This is a genomic window from Streptomyces sp. NPDC018263, assembly GCF_055562575.1.
Window position 1 is genome coordinate 661,027 of the sequence record NZ_JBVHFA010000004.1, and the last position, 20,137, is coordinate 681,163.

The 20,137-nt window shown below is 70.5% G+C and carries 13 protein-coding genes, 1 tRNA gene and 1 rRNA gene; 2 read left to right on the forward strand and 13 right to left on the reverse strand.

Annotated elements, in window-relative coordinates; translation table 11 throughout:
• The first annotated feature begins 44 nt into the window (after positions 1-44).
• The gene (locus ACZ3HQ_RS15350; RefSeq protein ID WP_467511024.1) at positions 45-890 is read left to right on the forward strand and encodes a DNA-formamidopyrimidine glycosylase family protein; all 846 of its coding nucleotides are present in this window, start codon (positions 45-47) and stop codon (positions 888-890) included.
• A 91-nt stretch (positions 891-981) separates the two neighbouring features.
• Here the strand turns inward: ACZ3HQ_RS15350 and ACZ3HQ_RS15355 are convergent, their stop codons facing one another.
• The 10 genes from ACZ3HQ_RS15355 to ACZ3HQ_RS15400 form a co-directional block, all read right to left on the reverse strand.
• Positions 982-1,281: a hypothetical protein gene (locus ACZ3HQ_RS15355; RefSeq protein WP_467511026.1), complete on the reverse strand. Its 300-nt coding sequence runs from the start codon at positions 1,279-1,281 to the stop codon at positions 982-984.
• 125 nt (positions 1,282-1,406) lie between these two features.
• Complete coding sequence (locus ACZ3HQ_RS15360) at positions 1,407-1,877, reverse strand: Dps family protein (protein WP_355195600.1); 471 nt, start codon at positions 1,875-1,877, stop codon at positions 1,407-1,409.
• Between the two features lie 198 nt (positions 1,878-2,075).
• Positions 2,076-2,450, reverse strand: a complete 375-nt coding sequence (locus tag ACZ3HQ_RS15365; protein WP_031183054.1) for a helix-turn-helix domain-containing protein — start codon at positions 2,448-2,450, stop codon at positions 2,076-2,078.
• A gap of 109 nt (positions 2,451-2,559) precedes the next feature.
• Positions 2,560-3,105, reverse strand: coding sequence for a CinA family protein (locus ACZ3HQ_RS15370; protein WP_467511029.1), 546 nt, complete (start codon positions 3,103-3,105; stop codon positions 2,560-2,562).
• 5 nt (positions 3,106-3,110) lie between these two features.
• The gene (gene pgsA / locus ACZ3HQ_RS15375; RefSeq protein ID WP_467511031.1) at positions 3,111-3,845 is read right to left on the reverse strand and encodes a CDP-diacylglycerol--glycerol-3-phosphate 3-phosphatidyltransferase; all 735 of its coding nucleotides are present in this window, start codon (positions 3,843-3,845) and stop codon (positions 3,111-3,113) included.
• Positions 3,842-5,314 carry a 30S ribosomal protein S12 methylthiotransferase RimO gene (rimO, locus tag ACZ3HQ_RS15380; RefSeq protein WP_467511033.1) on the reverse strand — a complete coding sequence of 491 codons (1,473 nt, stop codon included), beginning with the start codon at positions 5,312-5,314 and terminating at the stop codon, positions 3,842-3,844. Before rimO ends, pgsA begins: the two co-directional genes overlap by 4 nt.
• 111 nt (positions 5,315-5,425) lie before the next feature.
• Positions 5,426-6,271: a helix-turn-helix domain-containing protein gene (locus ACZ3HQ_RS15385; protein ID WP_467511035.1), complete on the reverse strand. Its 846-nt coding sequence runs from the start codon at positions 6,269-6,271 to the stop codon at positions 5,426-5,428.
• Positions 6,272-6,552: 281 nt separating this feature from the next.
• Positions 6,553-9,258 carry a DNA translocase FtsK gene (locus ACZ3HQ_RS15390; protein WP_467511037.1) on the reverse strand — a complete coding sequence of 902 codons (2,706 nt, stop codon included), beginning with the start codon at positions 9,256-9,258 and terminating at the stop codon, positions 6,553-6,555.
• A 125-nt stretch (positions 9,259-9,383) separates the two neighbouring features.
• On the reverse strand, positions 9,384-10,061 hold the full coding sequence (locus ACZ3HQ_RS15395; protein ID WP_467511039.1) for a response regulator: 678 nt from the start codon (positions 10,059-10,061) through the stop codon (positions 9,384-9,386).
• A gap of 241 nt (positions 10,062-10,302) precedes the next feature.
• Positions 10,303-15,762, reverse strand: coding sequence for a HAMP domain-containing protein (locus ACZ3HQ_RS15400; RefSeq protein WP_467511041.1), 5,460 nt, complete (start codon positions 15,760-15,762; stop codon positions 10,303-10,305).
• A 312-nt stretch (positions 15,763-16,074) separates the two neighbouring features.
• Between ACZ3HQ_RS15400 and ACZ3HQ_RS15405 the strand changes: the two genes are divergently transcribed.
• Positions 16,075-18,831, forward strand: coding sequence for a SpoIIE family protein phosphatase (locus tag ACZ3HQ_RS15405; protein WP_467511043.1), 2,757 nt, complete (start codon positions 16,075-16,077; stop codon positions 18,829-18,831).
• Between the two features lie 92 nt (positions 18,832-18,923).
• On the opposite strand, the gene ACZ3HQ_RS15410 is transcribed toward ACZ3HQ_RS15405, so the two are convergent.
• The 3 genes from ACZ3HQ_RS15410 to rrf all read right to left on the reverse strand — a co-directional run bounded on the left by ACZ3HQ_RS15410 (position 18,924) and on the right by rrf (position 19,980).
• Positions 18,924-18,996 (reverse strand) — tRNA-Thr (locus ACZ3HQ_RS15410).
• An 84-nt stretch (positions 18,997-19,080) separates the two neighbouring features.
• A complete protein-coding gene (locus ACZ3HQ_RS15415; protein ID WP_467511086.1) occupies positions 19,081-19,746 on the reverse strand; it encodes a DegT/DnrJ/EryC1/StrS family aminotransferase in 666 nt (221 codons plus the stop codon).
• 117 nt (positions 19,747-19,863) lie between these two features.
• Positions 19,864-19,980 (reverse strand): 5S ribosomal RNA (rrf, locus tag ACZ3HQ_RS15420).
• Positions 19,981-20,137: the final 157 nt, after the last annotated feature.

The window sequence follows — 20,137 nt, forward strand, 5'->3', positions numbered from 1 at the left end:
CTCGGCGGCCAAAGAAGGCGCCGGGGTCGTGGCACCCTGGACGCATGCCCGAAGGTGACACGGTGTGGCAGACCGCGAAGCGGCTGCACGACGCGCTCGCGGGCAGGGTGCTGACCCACAGCGACTTCCGGGTGCCGCAGTACGCGACGGTCGACCTGACCGGCCGCACCGTGCTGAACACCGCCCCGCGCGGCAAACACCTGCTCACCCGCATCGAGGGCGGCCTGACCCTGCACACGCATCTGCGGATGGAGGGCGCCTGGAAGGTGTACGGCACCGGCCGGCCCTGGCGAGGCGGCGCCGGACACCAGATCCGCGTCGTCCTGGGCGCCGACGACCGCATGGCCGTGGGCTACCGCCTCTCGGTACTGGAGCTGCTGCGCACCGAGGACGAGGAGCGCGTCGTAGGCCATCTGGGGCCCGATCTCCTGGGCCCCGACTGGGACCCGGAGCGCGCCCTCGCCAACCTGTACGCCGACCCGGAGCGCGCCCTCGGCGAGGCCCTGCTCGACCAGCGCAATCTCGCCGGGATCGGCAACGTCTACAAGAGCGAGCTGTGCTTCCTGCTCGGCGTGACCCCCTGGCTCCCCGTCGGCTCACTCCCCGAGGACCGCGCCGCCCAGCTCCCCGGCATGGCCCAGCGCCTGCTGGAGGTCAACAGGGCCCGCCCGGTCCGCCGGACCACCGGCCTGCCCCGCGACGACCTCTACGTCTACGGCCGCGCCTCCCGCCCCTGCCTGCGCTGCCGCACCCGCGTACGCGTGGCCGACCAGGGCGACGGCACCCAGGAGCGCCCCACCTACTGGTGCCCCACCTGCCAGAGCGGCCCCACCCCCGCACCCGGCACCGCCCAGCGCTGGCGCGAGCGCTACCCGCGCCCCGCACGCTGACCCCCGCCAGCACGCCGGCCCACGCGGCCAGAGGCCGCGGGACCACAGACCGCGAGACCCAACCCCCCGCCTCACCCGGAGCAGCCCCCGCTCACCCCGCCCCCGCCTCACCCGAACGAGTTACCCCAGCACCCGCTTCCGCACCCGAACCATCGCCCTCGCCCTCCTTCGCGCCGCGCCAAGCCTCCCGCCACCGTCCCGTCCGCACCGCCCCCTCGGCCCGGTCCTTGGCCACACAGTGGACCGGCAGCACCCCCAGCCCCCACCCGCCGAGCACCACGGACCCCTCCAGCACCCCCGCGCCGTCCCCCAGCGTCAGCCGCAGCACCGCCCACCACCACACCGCGCCGAACCCCAGACCTGCCCCCCAGCGCACTATTCGCCCGTCCATGGACCCGCCACCTCCAGCCGGAGAAGCTAGAACACCGCCTGCCACCCGCGGAAGGCGCACCGAAGGGCTCACCGGAGCAACACCGGGCAGACACCCGGAGAGGGCGGCCCGGAAGCCCGCTGCCGCTAAGCGCTCTCGGCCTGAAACATCCAGTGGTGCTTCTCGAGGTCGCCCGTGATCTGGATGAACATGTCCTCGGTCACCGGGTCGGCGTCGCCGGTGGCGTTCACCCGCTCCCGCATCCGGCCGATGACCGCACCGAGGGCGGCGACCATGCCGGCGACGGCGTCCGTGTCCTTGATCCAGCCGGACGGCGGAACCTTGATGCCGGTGCCGGAGGCGACCGTGGACGCGCGTCCGTCCGGCGGCACGCCCAGCGCAGAGGAGCGTTCGGCCACCAGGTCGGAGGCGGTGCGCGCGGAGAGGACCACCTCGTCGAGCTGGAGGTGGATGGACCGGAAGCGTGGCCCGACGACGTTCCAGTGGATCTGCTTGGCGACCAGCGAGAGGTCGACCAGGTCCACGAGCGCCCCCTGGAGGGCCTCGGAGACGGTCTTCAGCTCGGCCTCGGGAAGGGAACTCTTCACCACATACATCCGCTGTCCTCGGGTTCTCGGCGGGCTTCGGGTCCCTCCCACCATGACCGGGGCGCCCGCACCGGGCAAACGGAGCAAAGAAACCGAAACCCACCCGGGCACGCGCATGAGAAAGCCCCGGCCGCGCCTCACCTGAAAGATCCAGGGAGGCCCGGCCGGGGCTCACACGTATCGGGCGCTAGGCCGCGTGCGCGCAGGTCACGCGGCGACCACGTCCACCGCTTCGGCGGGTGCCTTGATGGTCACCCGTTCCGGTGGCACACCGGTCACCGACACGGAACCCAGCATCGGCCGGACCGGTGCCGGTACGCCGTCGTTGGCGGCGGCGGACTGGGCCAGCTCGGCGAGTGCGAGTTCGTCACTCACCTCACGCATGAGTTCCGACATCCGTACGTCCAGCGCGTCGCAGATGGCGGAGAGCAGTTCGGAGGATGCCTCCTTCTGCCCCCGCTCCACCTCGGAGAGATAGCCGAGTGAGACCCGGGCAGACGAGGAGACTTCGCGCAGAGTACGGCCCTGGCGCTGGCGCTGCCGACGCAGCACGTCACCCAGCAGGCGACGGAGCAGAATCATCGGTGGCTCCCTCCTCGGACCGCGTAGCCGCATCCTTCTCGCCCCACCGTACCGCCTCGCGCCGCGGCCGTGCGGGGAGCGATGTCGTGTTCACTCAGGGCTGCAAACATCAAAACCCCCCGTTCCGTTCCGTATCCTGTGCCCGCTCATTTCCGGTCTGTTCGCCCGCAAGCTCCGCAAGAAGCAGTGCGAGTACGCTCCGTACACTCTCCATACGAATTTCCGCACGGCCGCCGTTCAACCGCAGGGCCTCCACTTTTCCGCCGGGGGCGGAGACCGGGCCCTTCCGGAAGGGCCCGTCGACGGCCACGTACACCGTGCCGACCGGTTGTCCGTCCTGCGGATCGGGGCCGGCCACCCCCGTGGTGGCGATGCCCCAGTCGGCGCCGAGAGCTTCCCGCACACCGGCCGCCATCTGGGCGGCGACCTGCGGGTCCACCGCGCCGGACCGCTCCAGCAGAGCGGCGTCGACGCCGAGGAGCCGGTGCTTCAGCTCGGTGGCGTAGGCGGTGACCGAACCCCGGAACACCCGGGAGGCGCCGGGGACCGAGGTGATCTCGGCGGCGACCAGACCACCGGTCAGCGACTCGGCCACGGCGAGCGTCTCGCCGTTCACGTGGAGTAGCCGCACCACTTCGGTGGCTGTGGGGTTCACGCTTCTCACTCTTCCAACGCCGCCGCCCGCTCGGCGATTCCCCGGCGGCGCAGCACCATGGCCTGTCTCACATAGTCGAGGCCGGTGATGACCGTGAGGACGACCGCCGCGGCCATGATCCAGAACCGCAGGGTGGCCAGAGCGCCGGTCAGCGCGAGCACGTACATGCCGACCGCGACGCCCTGGATGAGCGTCTTCAGCTTGCCGCCCCGGCTGGCCGGGATGACGCCGTACCGGATGACCACGAAACGCAGCAGGGTGATGCCGAGTTCCCGGCCCAGGATGACCACCGTCACCCACCAGGGCAGGTCGCCCAGGAAGGACAGGCAGATCAGCGCCGCGCCCATGATCGCCTTGTCCGCTATCGGGTCGGCGATCTTCCCGAAGTCGGTGACCAGGTTGTAGGTGCGCGCCAGGTGCCCGTCGAACAGGTCGGTGATCATGGCGACGGCGAAGGCCGCCCAGGCGAAGGCGCGCCAGGCCGGGTCGTAGCCGCCGTCCGCCAGCATCAGCGCCACGAAGCCCGGCACCAGGACCAGTCGGAGCATGGTGAGCAGATTGGCGACGTTCCAGACGCTTGCCTGGTTGACGGCCGCCGCGGCCAGCTTGCCGCCACGCGGGTGCCGCGCCTCCAGCGCGGCGGCCGGGTCGGAGACCTCCGGAGCACCGTCGACGGCCTGGCCGGTCGCGCCGCGCGCGCCGGAGGAGCCGCCCGAGGCGGATGCCGGGACTCCGGTCATCTGGCCGCCTCCTCGCTGCCCACCGACGAGCCGGGGAGCGGCTCGGCCACCAGGTCGACGCCCTCGGTGCCGACCACCTTCGCCTCGACCATACGTCCCACGGCCAGGCCCTCGCCGCTCGTGAGCAGCACCTGGCCGTCCGTCTCCGGGGCCTGGTGCGCGGCGCGGCCGTACACCCCGTCCTCGCCGTCGACGGACTCCACCAGGACGCGCACGGTTTCCCCGAGGCGCTCCTCGGCGCGCTGCGAGACGAGTTCCTCGGCGAGCCGGGAGATGTGGGCGAGGCGCTCGGCGACCACGTCCTCGTCGAGCTTGGTGTCGTAGGTGGCCGCCTCGGTGCCCTCCTCGTCGGAGTATCCGAAGACGCCGATGGCGTCCAGGCGGGCGCCGGTGAGGAAGCGCTCCAGCTCGGCGAGGTCGCCCTCGGTCTCGCCGGGGAAGCCGACGATGAAGTTGGAGCGGACGCCGGCCTCGGGGGCCTTGTTCCGGATGGTGTCCAGCAGCTCCAGGAAGCGGTCGGTGTCACCGAAGCGGCGCATGGACCGCAGCACGTTCGGCGCGGAGTGCTGGAAGGACAGGTCGAAGTAGGGCACGACCTTCGGGGTGGAGGTCAGCACGTCGATCAGGCCGGGGCGCATCTCGGCGGGCTGGAGGTAGCTGACGCGCACCCGCTCGATGCCGTCGACCTCGGCCAGCTCGGGCAGCAGGGACTCCAGCAGGCGGATGTCGCCCAGGTCCTTGCCGTAGGAGGTGTTGTTCTCGGAGACGAGCATGACCTCCTTCACACCCTGCTCGGCCAGCCAGCGCGTCTCGTTGAGGACATCGCTGGGGCGGCGGGAGATGAAGGAGCCGCGGAAGGACGGGATGGCGCAGAAGGAGCAGCGCCGGTCGCAGCCGGAGGCGAGCTTGACCGAGGCGACCGGGGAGCCGTCCAGGCGGCGGCGCAGGGGCGCACGGGGGCCGGAGGCGGGCGCGAGGCCGTCCGGGAGGTCGGTCGGGCCGTGGCCGGGCAGGGCGACGTCGGCGGCGGACTCCTGGCGCTCGGCGGGGCTGATCGGCAGCAGCTTGCGGCGGTCGCGCGGGGTGTGGGCGGCGTGGACCCCGCCGGACAGGATGGTCTGCAGGCGGTCGGAGATGTCGGCGTAGTCGTCGAAGCCGAGCACGCCGTCGGCCTCGGGCAGCGCCTGGGCCAGCTCCTTGCCGTACCGCTCGGCCATGCAGCCCACCGCCACGACGGCCTGGGTTCTGCCGTGGTCCTTGAGGTCGTTGGCCTCCAGGAGGGCGTCGACCGAGTCCTTCTTGGCGGCTTCGACGAACCCACAGGTGTTGACCACGGCGACATCGGCGTCCGCGGCGTCCTCGACGAGCTGCCAGCCGTCCGCCTCCAAACGGCCTGCGAGCTCCTCCGAGTCCACCTCGTTACGGGCGCAGCCGAGAGTGACTAGTGCGACGGTACGGCGTTCAGGCATGGGCTCAAGACTACTTTGTCTGTCCCGCACCCCATGTCGACGGGGTTGGCCGTTGTGGGCCAACCCCGTCATCTCCGTCAGTGTCTGCTCGCTCCTGGCGCCCGGCGGGCTTCACCCGACCTCGGGGTCGCCCTTGGTGTACGTGAGCCGCTCCACGGCACCGGGCCGGAAGTCGTCGTCGATCTTCTTGCCGTTGACGTACAGCTCGATCGCCCCGGCGTCACCGAGGATCAGGTTGATCTTGGTGCTGTCCTGGAAGGTCTTGGACTCGCCCTTGTTGAGCAGCCCGTCGAAGAGCATGCGGCCGTTGTGGTCCTTCGCGGAGATCCAGCTCCGCCCGTTGGAGGCGGTGACCCGGACGGTCACCTTGTCCTGCGGGGCGGCCGCGATGGCGCTGTCGGACGGGTCGGACTTCGGCGTGGCGGACTGCCCCGTCTTCGGGGTGGGCGCGGCGGACTTGGTGGCGGTCGGCGAGGCGTTGCCCTCGACGGCCTGGGTGTCCGTGTCGCCGCCGGTCTGCGACTTGATGGCAGTGAAGCCGACGAAGCCGATGACGACGACGATCGCCGCGACCATGGCCGCGGTCCAGTTGGGGCCCCGGCGCTCGGGGCGGATGCGTTCCGCCTCGAACAGGGGGGCCGCCGGGGTGGGCGCGGGCCGGCCGCCGTGCTCGGCGTCGAACCGCGCGATGAGCGGGGCGGGGTCGATACGGACCGCCTTGGCCAGGTTGCGGATGTGGCCGCGCGCGTACACGTCGCCGCCGCAGGAGGAGAAGTCGTCCTCCTCGATGGCGTGCACGATGGCCAGACGGATGCGGGTGGCGTTGCTGACGTCACCCACGCTCAGCCCGGCCGCGACACGGGCCTGGCGCAGGGCGGTGCCGACGGAAGGACCGTCGGTCTGAGGGGCGTCGGTGAACGGGGGCTCGTCTTCGGGGGAGTTGCTGCCGATGGACACGGGGGCGCCTTTCGAGCGTGTGAGCCACCTGTGCTGAGCGTTCAGTCTAGGCGGGGTACGAAAGGGTGGGGCAAGCAGGCGAATGGAACGTGTACGCCATCGGAATGGCCGGTCAGCCCGACGGCGGACGGGAGCGGGAGGCCCAGGCCGGTACCTGTGCCCCTGCTCTCGCTCAACTTGACGTACTGCGAAGGGAAACGGTTGCCCGCCGATGTTTAACGGGTGGATCACGGTGGTGCCGCCACCCGGCGCAGTCCCGACACGCCGGGCGGCCCGCATCCCTATCCGTCAGACTCCCCGCGAATCACGGCGAGCACGCCGTCCAGTTCGTCAGGCTTCACAAGAACGTCACGAGCCTTGGAACCCTCGCTGGGGCCGACGATGTTCCGGGACTCCATGAGGTCCATCAGCCGGCCCGCCTTGGCGAAGCCGACCCGCAGCTTGCGCTGGAGCATGGACGTCGACCCGAACTGCGTGGAGACCACCAGCTCGGCCGCCTGGCACAGCAGATCGAGGTCGTCGCCGATGTCCTCGTCGATCTCCTTCTTCTGCTTGGTGCCCACGGTGACGTCGTCCCGGAAGACCGGCGCCATCTGGTCCTTGCAGTGCTGGACGACGACCGCGACCTCTTCCTCGGTCACGAACGCGCCCTGCATGCGGGTCGGCTTGCTGTCGCCCATCGGCAGGATCAGGCCGTCGCCCTTGCCGATCAGCTTCTCGGCGCCGGGCTGGTCGAGGATGACGCGGGAGTCGGCCAGCGAGGACGTGGCGAAGGCCAGCCGGGAGGGCACGTTGGCCTTGATCAGACCGGTGACCACGTCCACCGAGGGCCGCTGGGTGGCCAGCACCAGGTGGATGCCGGCGGCGCGGGCGAGCTGGGTGATGCGGACGATCGCGTCCTCGACGTCACGCGGGGCGACCATCATCAGGTCGGCCAGCTCGTCCACGATCACCAGCAGGTACGGGTACGGCTGCAGCTCGCGCTCGCTGCCCGGCGGCGGGGTGACCTTGCCCTCGCGCACGGCGCGGTTGAAGTCGTCGATGTGCCGGTAGCCGTAGGCGGCGAGGTCGTCGTAGCGCATGTCCATCTCGCGCACGACCCACTGGAGGGCCTCGGCGGCCCGCTTGGGGTTGGTGATGATCGGCGTGATCAGGTGCGGGATGCCCTCGTACGCGGTCAGCTCGACGCGCTTGGGGTCCACCAGGATCATCCGGACGTCGTCGGGGGTCGCCCGCATCATGATCGAGGTGATCAGGCAGTTGATGCAGGACGACTTGCCGGAGCCGGTGGCGCCGGCCACCAGCATGTGCGGCATCTTCGCGAGGGAGCGCATCACGTAACCGCCCTCGACATCCTTGCCGAAGGCGACCAGCATCGGGTCGTCGTCCTCGGCGGACTCCGCGAGCCGCAGCACGTCGCCGAGGTTGACCATCTCCCGGTCGGTGTTGGGGATCTCGATACCGACGGCCGACTTGCCGGGGATCGGACTGATGATCCGCACATCCGGACTGGCGACCGCGTACGCGATGTTCTTGGCGAGCGCCGTGATCCGCTCGACCTTCACGGCCGGGCCGAGCTGGACCTCGTACCGGGTGACCGTCGGGCCACGGGTGAAGCCGGTGACGGCCGCGTCCACCTTGAACTCGGAGAACACCGTGCGCAGCGAGTCCACGACGGCGTCGTTGGCAGCGCTGCGGGCCTTGCCGGGGCCGCCCCGGGTGAGCAGGTCCAGCGAGGGCAGCGAGTAGGTGATGTCCCCGGAGAGCTGGAGCTGCTCCGCGCGGGCGGGCATCTCGCGGGGTGTCTCGGGCGGCGGCTTGGTGAGGTCGAGGACAGAGGAGTCGGTGTTCTTCCTCCCCGGCACGGGCCGGGACGACGGTGCCGGGGAGGGCACGGGGACCGGGGTGGTCTCCTCGCGGTCCCCCGCGCTCACGCCCTGGGTGAGGTCGGCGACGACCGGGGACGGCGGCATGCCGTGCTGCACGGCGCCGTCGAGCGCGGCGGCGGCCGCGGAGGCCACGTCGACCGCGTCCATCCCGCGCGGGTCGGACCGCGCGGCGGACCGGCGGGGGCGGCGGCGCCGGGTGAGCGCCTCGTCCTCGGCGGCGTCGGGGTCGTAGTCCTGGGGGCCGCCGCGTCGGCTCCGGGGGCGCGCGGGCGCCTCGTCGCGCCACTGCTCGTCGTAGCCCTCGACGTCGTCCAGGTCGGCCGCGTAGTCGTGCAGCACGCCGAGGCGGATGCCGAGGGCGCGCAGCCGGCGCGGGATGTGGTTGACCGGGGTGGCGGTCACCACGAGCAGCCCGAACACGGTGAGCAGCACCAGCAGCGGTACGGCGAGCACCTCGCTCATCGTGTACGTCAGCGGGGTGGCGGCGGCCCAGCCGATGAGGCCGCCGGCGTCCCTTATGGCCCGCATGCCGTCGTCCCGCGCGGGCGAGCCACAGGCGATGTGCACCTGACCGAGCACGCCGACGACCAGCGCGGACAGACCGATGACGATCCGTCCGTTGGCCTCCGGCTGCTCGGGATGCCGGATGAACCGGACGGCGATGACCGCGAACAGTATCGGCACCAGCAGGTCGAGGCGGCCGAAGGAGCCGGTGACCAGGATCTCGACCAGGTCGCCGACGGGTCCGCTCAGGTCGGCCCAGGTACCGGCGGCGACGATCAGCGCGACGGCCAGCAGCAGCAGGGCGATCCCGTCCTTGCGGTGGGCGGGGTCGAGGTTGCGCGCGCCCTGCCCTATGCCCCGGAAGACGGCGCCGACGGCGTGCGCCATGCCGAGCCAGACGGCACGGACGAGTCGGTACAGGCCGCCGGTCGGGCTCGGCGCGGGCTTGGGCGGTGCCTTGCGGACCGGGGCCCGGCGGGCCGGTGCCTTCTTGGCCGGGGCCTTCTTGGCGACCGCCTTCCTCGCCGGAGCCTTCGCGGGAGCGGCCGCCTTCTTGGCGGGCGGCTTCTTGGCTGCGGAGGGACGTGAGGCCATGGGATGGAGGTTACCGGGGGAGACGACAGCGGACACGTGTGCCCACTGCTTCACCCGTTCGTGTCGCCCTTGGCGGGGCGTCGAATTGACGCCCGTTCACGGGATGCCGGAGATCCGGCGGAACGTCAACTCTGCGGAGGGACAGGGGCGGAGCCGTCGGCACCCGGCTCCAGGGCGTCCAGCGCCCGGCGCAGACCGGTGAGTTTGCGCTCCAGATGCGCGGCCGTGGCCACCGCCGCCGCGTCGGCGGACTCGTCGTCCAACTGCTTGGAGAGCGCCTCGGCCTGCTCCTCGACCGCCGCGAGCCGCGCGGACAGCTCCGCGAGCAGCCCGGCGGGCTCCTTGCTGTCGACCGGGTCCTTCTGCCCGCCCTCCAACTGGAGCCGCAGCAACGCCGCCTGCTCCCGGAGCTGGCAGTTCTTCATGTACAGCTCGACGAACACCGAGACCTTGGCGCGCAGCACCCACGGGTCGAACGGCTTGGAGATGTAGTCGACCGCGCCCGCCGCGTAACCCCGGAAGGTGTGGTGCGGGCCGTGGTTGATCGCGGTGAGGAAGATGATCGGGATGTCCCGCGTCCGCTCCCGCCGCTTGATGTGCGCGGCCGTCTCGAAACCGTCCATACCCGGCATCTGGACATCCAGCAGGATGACCGCGAAATCGTCCGTGAGCAGTGCTTTGAGCGCTTCCTCCCCGGAAGATGCCCGCACCAGCGTCTGATCGAGCGCAGAGAGGATGGCCTCCAGCGCCAGCAGATTCTCCGGCCGGTCATCGACCAGGAGGATCTTGGCCTTCTGCACCATGGCCCGCCCTCCTCGCCCCGGCGGTACACCGGGTGCCGCCCCAGGGGACGACTCCCTTTCGCCGCCCGTCCTTGTGCCGGTCATCGTAGCCGCACCCCGCCCGTCGCCACACCCTGTCACCGCGATGTCACGGTGCACACAGTTCAAACGCGGGCAGAGCCTGGAAGGTTCCCGGAATCCGAGGTTCCCACACCTGGTCCGCGCTTTGAACCGCGCCCCCGTGACCGGTCCTGGCGTGCCGTCACTCCGGCCGCATCCACTGTCGCATGACGCCCAGCAGATGATCGGGGTCGACCGGCTTGGTGACGTAGTCGGAGGCGCCCGACTGGAGCGCCTTCTCCCGGTCGCCCTTCATGGCCTTCGCGGTCAGCGCGATGATCGGCAGCCCCGCGAACTGCGGCATCCTGCGGATCGCGCTGGTGGTCGCGTACCCGTCCATCTCCGGCATCATGATGTCCATCAGCACCACGGCCACGTCGTCGTGCTGCTCCAGGACCTCGATGCCCTCGCGGCCGTTCTCGGCGTACAGCACCGACAGACCCTGCTGCTCCAGCACGCTGGTGAGCGCGAACACGTTGCGGATGTCGTCGTCGACGATGAGCACCTTCTCGCCGCCGAACCGCACCGTGCACACCGGCCGCTCGGCCTCCTCCGGCTGCTCGACGGTGATCGGCTGCTCCTGCCGCGGCTCGGCCGGGGGCAGCGTCCGGCGGCGGCGCCGGAAGAGCGCGGCGGGCCCGTTCTGCGTGTCCCGGTACGACTTCACCTCGGCCGGCGTCTCGGTCTCGGGCGCGGTGAGCCTGGCGGACAGATGCGCCTCCGAGGCGACCAGCTCACCGGCCTCCATCGGGGGCACCGACTGCTGGTAGCCCTGCGGCGGGAGTTCGCTCGGGTGCAGCGGCAGGTACAGCGTGAACGTGGACCCGCGGCCCGGCTCGCTCTGCGCGTGGATCTCACCGCCGAGCAACTGGGCGATCTCCCGCGAGATCGACAGACCGAGGCCGGTGCCGCCGTACTTGCGGCTGGTCGTGCCGTCGGCCTGCTTGAACGCCTCGAAGATCACCCGCATCTTACTGGCCGCGATGCCGATACCGGTGTCGGTCACCGAGAACGCGATCAGATCGGCGTCCGGATCGGTCAGCGCCCCGGCCTCCAGCAACTGCTCCCGGATGGTCTGCGGCACGTCCGCCCCGGCGGGCCGGATCACCAGCTCCACCGAGCCGGAGTCGGTGAACTTCACCGCGTTGGACAGCAGGTTGCGCAGCACCTGGAGCAGGCGCTGCTCGTCGGTGTGCAGGGTGGCGGGCAGCTCCGGGGAGACCCGCACCGACAGATCCAGGCCCTTCTCCGCGGTCAGCGGCCGGAAGGTCGCCTCCACGTAGTCCACGAGCTGGACCAGCGCGATCCGCGTCGGGGAGACGTCCATCTTGCCGGCCTCGACCTTGGAGAGGTCCAGGATGTCGTTGATGAGCTGGAGCAGGTCGGACCCGGCGCCGTGGATGGTCTCGGCGAACTCGACCTGCTTCGGCGACAGGTTGCTCTCCGCGTTGTCGGCGAGCAGCTTGGCCAGGATCAGCAGCGAGTTGAGCGGCGTACGCAGCTCGTGCGACATGTTGGCGAGGAACTCGCTCTTGTAGCGCATCGACACCGCGAGCTGCTCGGCACGCTCCTCCAGGACCTGCCGGGCCTCCTCGATCTCGGTGTTCTTCACCTCGATGTCCCGGTTCTGCCGGGCCAGCAGCTCGGCCTTCTCCTCCAGCTCGGCGTTGGAGGACTGGAGCGCCTTCTGCCGGTTCTCCAGCTCCGCCGAGCGCTCCCGGAGCTGCTCGGTCAGCAACTGGGACTGCTTGAGCAACTGCTCGGTCTTGGTGTTGACGGAGATCGTGTTGACGCTGGTGGCGATCATCTCCGCGATCTGGTTGAGGAAGTCCCGCTGGATGTGCGTGAACGGCGTGAACGACGCCAGCTCGATCACCCCGAGCACATTGCCCTCGAACACCACCGGCAGCACGATGACCTGCGCCGGCGGGGCCTCCCCCAGCCCCGAGGAGATCTTCAGATAGCCGCTGGGCACGTCACTGACCAGGATCGTGCGCTTCTCCTGCGCGGCCGTCCCGATCAGCCCCTCACCGGGCCGGAACGAGGTCGGCATGGCGCCCGTGGAGCAGCCGTAGGAGCCGAGCATGCGCAGCTCGTACTGCTCCTCGCCGTCCCCGGCGAGATCCTGGCCCTCCAGCAGCGGCATGGTCAGGAAGAAGGCGCCGTGCTGCGCGGAGACCACCGGGGTCAGCTCGCTCATGATCAGCGAGGCGACGTCCTCCAGGTCCCGGCGCCCCTGCATCAGCGCCGAGATCCGGGCCAGGTTGCCCTTGAGCCAGTCCTGCTCCTTGTTGGCGATCGTGGTGTCGCGCAGGTTGGCGATCATCTTGTTGATGTAGTCCTGGAGTTCCTGGATCTCCCCGGACGCGTCCACGTCGATCTTCAGGTTCAGGTCGCCGCGGGTCACCGCGGTCGCCACCTTGGCGATGGCGCGCACCTGCCGGGTCAGGTTCCCGGCCATCTCGTTCACCGACTCGGTCAGGTCCCGCCAGGTGCCGTCCACGTCCAGTACCCGGGCCTGGCCGCCGAGCTGGCCCTCGGTGCCCACCTCGCGGGCGACGCGGGTGACCTCCTCGGCGAAGCTGGAGAGCTGGTCGACCATCGTGTTGATCGTCGTCTTCAGCTCCAGGATCTCGCCCCGCGCGTCGATGTCGATCTTCTTGGTCAGATCGCCCTTGGCGATCGCCGTCGTGACCATGGCGATGTTGCGCACCTGGCCGGTCAGGTTGGACGCCATCCCGTTCACCGACTCGGTGAGGTCCTTCCACGTGCCCGCCACACCGGGCACATGCGCCTGGCCGCCCAGGATGCCGTCCGTACCCACCTCACGGGCCACCTTGGTGACCTGGTCGGCGAACGAACTCAGCGTCTTCACCATGGTGTTGATGGTGTCGGCGAGCTGCGCCACCTCACCGCGCGCCTCGATGGTGACCTGGCGCGTCAGGTCACCGTTGGCCACCGCCGACGCCACCTGGGAGATGTTCCGCACCTGCATGGTCAGGTTGTTGGCCATCAGGTTGACGTTGTTGCTCAGGTCCTTCCAGATGCCCGTGACACCCGGTACGTGCGCCTGCCCGCCCAGGATGCCCTCGGTGCCCACCTCACGGGCCACCCGCGTCACCTGCTCGGCGAAGCTGGAGAGCTGGTCGACCATGGTGTTGACCGTGGTGACCAGTTCGAGGATCTCGCCCTTGGCGTCGACGGTGATCTTCTTCGACAGGTCGCCCTTGGCCACGGCCGTCGTGACCTCGGCGATGTTGCGCACCTGGATCGTCAGGTTGTTGGCCATGAAGTTCACGGACTGCGTGAGGTCCTTCCAGGTGCCGGAGACACCCTGCACCTCGGCCTGACCGCCGAGCATGCCCTCCGTACCCACCTCACGGGCCACCCTGGTGACCTCCTGCGCGAACGACGAGAGCTGGTCCACCATCGTGTTCAGCGTGTTCTTCAGCTCCAGGATCTCCCCGCGCGCGTCCACGGTGATCTTCTGGGAGAGGTCACCGCGCGCGACCGCGGTGGCGACCTGGGCGATGTTGCGGACCTGGGCGGTGAGGTTGCCCGCCATGCCGTTCACCGAATCGGTGAGGTCCCGCCACACACCGGCCACGCCCGGCACCTGCGCCTGCCCGCCCAGGCGCCCCTCGGTGCCCACGTCACGGGCCACCCGGGTCACCTGGTCGGCGAAGGCGGAGAGCTGGTCGACCATCGTGTTGATGGTGTTCTTCAGCTCCAGGATCTCGCCGCGCGCGTCCACGTCGATCTTCTGCGACAGGTCGCCGTTGGCCACCGCCGTCGTCACCTGGGCGATGTTGCGCACCTGGGAGGTGAGGTTTCCGGCCATGAAGTTGACGGAGTCCGTCAGCTCCTTCCAGGTGCCCGACACCCCGTCCACCCGTGCCTGACCGCCGAGGCGGCCCTCGGTGCCCACGTCACGGGCCATCCGCGTCACCTGGTCGGCGAAGCTGGAGAGCTGGTCCACCATCGTGTTCACGGTGTTCTTGAGCTGGAGCATCTCACCGGACACGTCCACGGTGACCTTCTGCGACAGGTCACCGTTGGCCACCGCCGTCGTCACCTGGGCGATGTTGCGCACCTGACCGGTGAGGTTGCGGAACGCGGTGTTGACCGAGTCCGTCAGGTCCTTCCAGGTACCGGCCGCGCCCGACACCTGCGCCTGGCCGCCCAGCTCACCCTCGACACCGATCTCCCGCGCGACCCGCGTCACCTCGGCACCGAACGCCGAGAGCTGGTCCACCATCCCGTTGACGGTGTTCTTCAGCTCCAGCATCTCGCCCGCCACATCGACGGTGACCTTCTGCGACAGGTCGCCGCTGGCCACGGCGGTCGTCACGGCGGCGATGTCCCGCACCTGGGTCGTGAGGTTCCGGAACACCGTGTTCACGGAGTCCGTCAGGTCCTTCCACGTGCCCGCCGCACCCGGCACGTTCGCCTGGCCGCCGAGCCGCCCCTCGGCACCGACCTCGTTGGCCACGCGCGTGACCTCGTCCGCGAAGATCCGCAGCGTCTCGGTCATCTGGTTGATCGTCTCGGCGAGCTGCGCCACCTCGCCCCGCGCGGGCACGGTCACCTTCTGCGACAGGTCACCGTTGGCCACCGCCGTCGTCACCTGGGAGATCCCGCGCACCTGAAGGGTCAGGTTGCCGGCCATCGTGTTGACGGAGTCGGTCAGCTCCTTCCACACCCCGGCCACGCCCGGCACCTGCGCCTGCCCGCCCAGGATGCCCTCGGTGCCCACCTCGCGGGCCACCCGCGTCACCTCGGAGGAGAACGAGGAGAGCTGCTCCACCATCGTGTTGACGGTGTTCTTCAGCTCCAGCATCTCGCCGGCCACCTGCACGGTGACCTTCCGCGACAGATCACCGCCGGCCACCGCCGTGGTCACCAGCGCGATGTCGCGCACCTGGGCGGTGAGCCGGTTCGCCATCGTGTTGACGGACTCCGTCAGGTCCTTCCAGGAACCCGACATGCCCCGCACCTTCGCCTGCCCGCCGAGCTTGCCGTCGGTGCCGACCTCGATGGCCACCCGGGTGACCTCGTCGGTGAAGGTGGAGAGCTGGTCGACCAGGTTGTTCACGGTCCGGCCGACCTTCAGGAACTCGCCCCGCAGCGGATGCCCGGTCCCGTCCGGCGCCTCGGTGCGCAGGTCCATGCGCGGGGACAGATCGCCCTCCGCGACCGCCGTCAGCACCCGGCTGACCTCGGACACCGGCCACACCAGGTCGTCGACCAGCGCGTTGGAGTTCTCCACCGCGGCCGCCCAGGAACCCTCGCAGGCGCCCGTCTCCAGCCGCTCGGTGAGCTTGCCCTCCCGGCCGACCGTGCGCCGTACCCGCGCCAGCTCACCGGTCAGATGCAGATTGCGGTCGGCCACCTCGTTGAAGACCGCCGCGATCTCCGACATCACGCCGTCGCCGGACACCGTGAGCCGCTTGCGGAAGTTCCCGTCGCGCATGGATTCCAGCGCGGCGAGCAAGCGGTTCAGGGCAGCCGTGTCCACCTCGGTGACGCCACCGCTCCTGCGCGGGGACGGCCGGCCCTTCGCGCGCGTCTTGTTGCCCCGCGTCGCTGCGCCAGACTCCACTGTGTCCCTCCCGGAGGGGTAGACCGCCACTTCCGTGCCCGGCGCTGCTGCCCCTGGTGCACGGAACACACGCAGCCCGAACGGACCTTCATCAAAATCCTGCCCAGTGTTTCACCCCTGCCGAACCAGGCCATAACAGTTCGGCAGCTTCGCACACGGTTCGCACACCGTGGGGGGTAATCACCGGCGACCGGCATCCACTGCGACGGCGAAGGTAAGTAACCTTGCATCCGGCTGTCCAGCCGCACCGGCCCGACCGGCCTGGGCGGCGGCACGAGAAGGACACGGGCATCGGAGGGGCGGCCGCAGAGGATGACCACCGGACTGATCTCGGGGGGACCTCCCCCGGAGCCACGGCCGAAGGACGAACGGACCCCGCAGCAGCGGTCCGGACCGGCCGGCCCGCCGGCCCCGCACGTCGACGACAGAGATGGGAGTTCCGTGATCACCGCCCGCGCGGCCGCCAGCTTCGAGCCCGTCGGGCGTTCGGTCGCGACCGCCCGCGCCTTCGTCCGCGACACCCTCCAGGGCTGGGGGTTCGCGGACATCGTCGACGACGCCGTGGTGCTCACCAGCGAGCTGGTCACCAACGCCGTGGTCCACGCGGGCACCGAGGCCGAGGTCCTGTGCCTGCGCACCGAGCACGGCGTACGCGTCGAGGTCTCCGACCGCTACCCCGAGCGCGAGGTCCCGCTCCAGAGCGCGCACGCCGTCATGGGCAGCCCCGACCGCGAGGGCGGCCGCGGCCTCCAACTGTGCGCGGCACTCGCCACCCGCTGGGGCGTGGAGTACACGCCCACGCACAAGAACGTCTGGTTCCAGCTCGACCTGCCCGAACGCCCGGTCGGCACCCGCGCCGCCGGACCGGCCCTCCCGCCCGACCTGCTCCCGCTGGCCGACAGCCGGGTCCGCGTGGCCGTCCTCCAGATCGACCGCAAGGGCTGCGTCAGCGCCTGGAACGAGGACGCCGAGGAACTCTTCGGCTACCCGGCGAACGAGGTCATCGGCAAGCCCCTCACCGACCTCGCCGCCTGGCCGCACACCCCCGGCACCGGCACCGGCATCGCCGAGGCGCTCCAGCTCTCCCGCTGGGAGGGCAGCTACGGCATCCGGGGCGCCGACGGCCGCGTCTCCTCCGTCTACGCCTCCCACCTGCGCGTCCGGGACACCGGCGGCGAGCCCTCCACCGTCTGCCTCCTGGTCCGCGACCACGAGCGCGCCGTCCTCCAGACCCCCTCCCGCGTCCCCACCGGCGACCAGGGCGGCTCCGACGGCCAGAGCGCGGACCCCTTCGAGGTCTTCATCGGCTCCCCCGCCCCCGACGACCTCGACGGACTCCTCCAGCGCACGGTCGAGCGCGCCCGCGACATGCTCGACGGCGACTCCGCCTTCCTGCTGCTCGCCACCGACGACGAGACCGAACTCGAGGTCCGCGCCTCCACCGGCCTGCCCTCCACCCGCCAGCGCTTCGCCCGCGTCCCCGTCGAGGCCGGCCCCGGCCGCTACGGCTCCGCCCGCATGCCCGCCGTCCACGACGACCTCAACGCCATCCCCAGCGCCGCCGTGCCGCTCCTGGCGGGCACCGGCATGCGCTCGGTGGTCACCGTGCCGCTCAAGGTCGAGGGCCGCCTCACCGGCTCCCTCGGCGTCGCGGCCGAGGCTCCGGGCCGGTACTCCAACGAGGAGGCGCTGCGCCTCCAGTTCGCCGCCGACCGCATCGCGCTGGCCGTGGAGTCCGCCCGCCTCGGTGAGCTGGAACGGCTGCGCAGAGGCTCGCTCAGCTTCCTGGTCGAGGCGTCCGACCTGCTCGCCGGCACCCTGGACCGCGACCAGACCCTCGCCCTCATGGCCCAGATGACCGTGCCGACCCTGGCGACCTGGTGCGCGGTCTACACGATCAGCGAGCAGTCCGCGGACCCCTACCTCTCGTACGTCCTGCACGAGGACGAGGAGTTCATCGACGGCATCAAGTCCTTGCTGTCGAAGATTCCGCCGCCCGACCCGGTACTGACCCCCGGTGCGCGCGTCTGGCCGCTGCCCGGCGAGGTCGCCCACCAGGCCGCCCTGCGCAGCTCCATGCGCAGCCTGGGCCTCTCCGGCGGCCCCACCCAGCAGCTCGCCTCCAGCATCGGCCCCACCCTGGCGACGGCCTCGGCGGTCGGCGGCGAGACCGTCGTCCTCCCCCTGGTGGCCCGCAACCGCGTCATCGGCATGCTGACCCTCGGCAAGCCCACCGACGAGCACTTCCGCCAGGAGATCCTGGAACTGGCCGAGGACCTCTCCCGCCGGGCCGCCCTGGCCCTGGACAACGCCCGCCTGTACTCGGAGCGCACGGCCATCAGCCAGTCCCTCCAGCGCAGCCTCCTGCCCCCGGGTCTCCCGCCCATCGACGGCGTCGAGGTCGACGTCATCTACCGCGCGGCCGGCGAGGGCAACGAGGTCGGCGGCGACTTCTACGACCTCTTCCCCATCGGTGACGGCGCGTACGGCTTCGCCATCGGCGACGTCTGCGGCACCGGCCCCAACGCGGCCGCCGTCACCGGCCTCGCCCGGCACGCCCTGCGCCTGCTGGCCCGCGAGGGCCTGAGCGGCCCGGCGGTCCTGGAGCGCCTGAACTCCGCGATCCTCGACGAGGGCGACCGCAGCCGCTTCCTGACCCTGCTCTACGGCGAGCTGCGCCCCCAGGAGGACGGCGGCGCCGAACTGAAGGTGGTCTGCGCCGGCCATCCCCTCCCCCTCCGCCTGCGCCAGGACGGCACGGTCACCGCCGCGGCCGAACCCCAGCCCCTCCTCGGCGTCATCGAGGACCTGGAGCTGTACGAGGAGACGGTCACCCTGGACCCCGGCGACGTCCTCCTCTGCGTCACGGACGGCGTCACCGAACGCCGCGAGGGCACCCGCATGCTCGGCGACGACGGCCTCGCCGACGTCCTGACGACCTGTACGGGGCTCACGGCCGGCGCGGTCGCGGCACGTGTGCTGCGTGCGGTGGAGCGGTTCGCCTCCGACGCCCCCTCGGACGACATGGCGATCCTGGCGATGCGGGTTCCGGGGCTTCAGCAGGACTGAGGCCCACGGGCCCGCCCCGGCGGGCGGGCCCGACCCACGGACATGCGGACATGCGAAAGGCCCCACCCGAAAGGGTGGAGCCTCTATCGCTGAGCCCCCAAACGGAATCGAACCGTTGACCTTCTCCTTACCATGGAGACGCTCTGCCGACTGAGCTATGGGGGCCTTGTCGCTTTCGAGGTTTCCTCGCGGCAACAAGAAGATCGTACCCTGAATGGGCTCCGCTTCCCAAATCCGTTCGCCGCTTGTTCAGAAAGCGGGCTGGAGCAGTCCGCCAAGGGCGTTGCAGGCGGAGACGATCCGCTGCATCTCCCGCTTCGTCAGGGCCGGGTCGACGGGCAGGGCGAGCGTCTCGTCCGCGGCCCGCTCGGTCTCCGGCAGCGCCCAGCCGGGGCGCCGGAACCCGGGCAGCCGGTGGGCGGGCGTCTGCACGGGAATCCGGCAGGCAACTCCCCTGGCACGCAGGGCGCGTGCGAACGCGTCCCGGTCGGGCCGCCCGTTGCCCGGCACCCGCACCACGTACTGCTGGTAGGTGTGCCCGTCACCGCTGTCCGGCGTCCGAACTCCCTTGAGCCGGGCGTCCAGATAGGCGGCCCGCTCCCGACGCCGCACCAATTCCTCGCCCGGAGCGTCGGCTTCACCCCGCTCCAGCACCAACAGTCCGCGCGGGTTCCCCAGTTCGCGCAGCGGCCGGACATCGGCCCGCCGGCCGAACCGGTGGACCACGACGACGGCCGCGGTCCGGTCCGTCAGGACGGCCGTGACGGAGCGCGCGTCCAGGCAGTAGGTGCCCGGATCTATGTCGGCGAACACCGGCTGCGCGCCCACCAGGACGACCGCCTCGGCGACCTCGGCGTTCCCGAAGGCAGGTACGACGACTTCGTCCCCGGCTCCCACGCCGGCGGCTCTGAGCATTGCTGCGGTCCCCATGTGGCACATGGTCGATGGACGACGTGAACATCAAGTTAAGGACAACAAAAAAGGGTCGGTCCCTGAACCGAAGTTCAGGGACCGACCCTTTTATCAAATTTAGTTCGGCGGCGTCCTACTCTCCCACAGGGTCCCCCCTGCAGTACCATCGGCGCTGTGAGGCTTAGCTTCCGGGTTCGGAATGTAACCGGGCGTTTCCCTCACGCTATGACCACCGAAACACTATGAAACTATCAAACCGTCATGTGTGGCACATGAGGCTGTTCGTGGTTTCAGAACCAACACAGTGGACGCGAGCAACTGAGGACAAGCCCTCGGCCTATTAGTACCAGTCAACTCCACCCGTTACCGGGCTTCCATATCTGGCCTATCAACC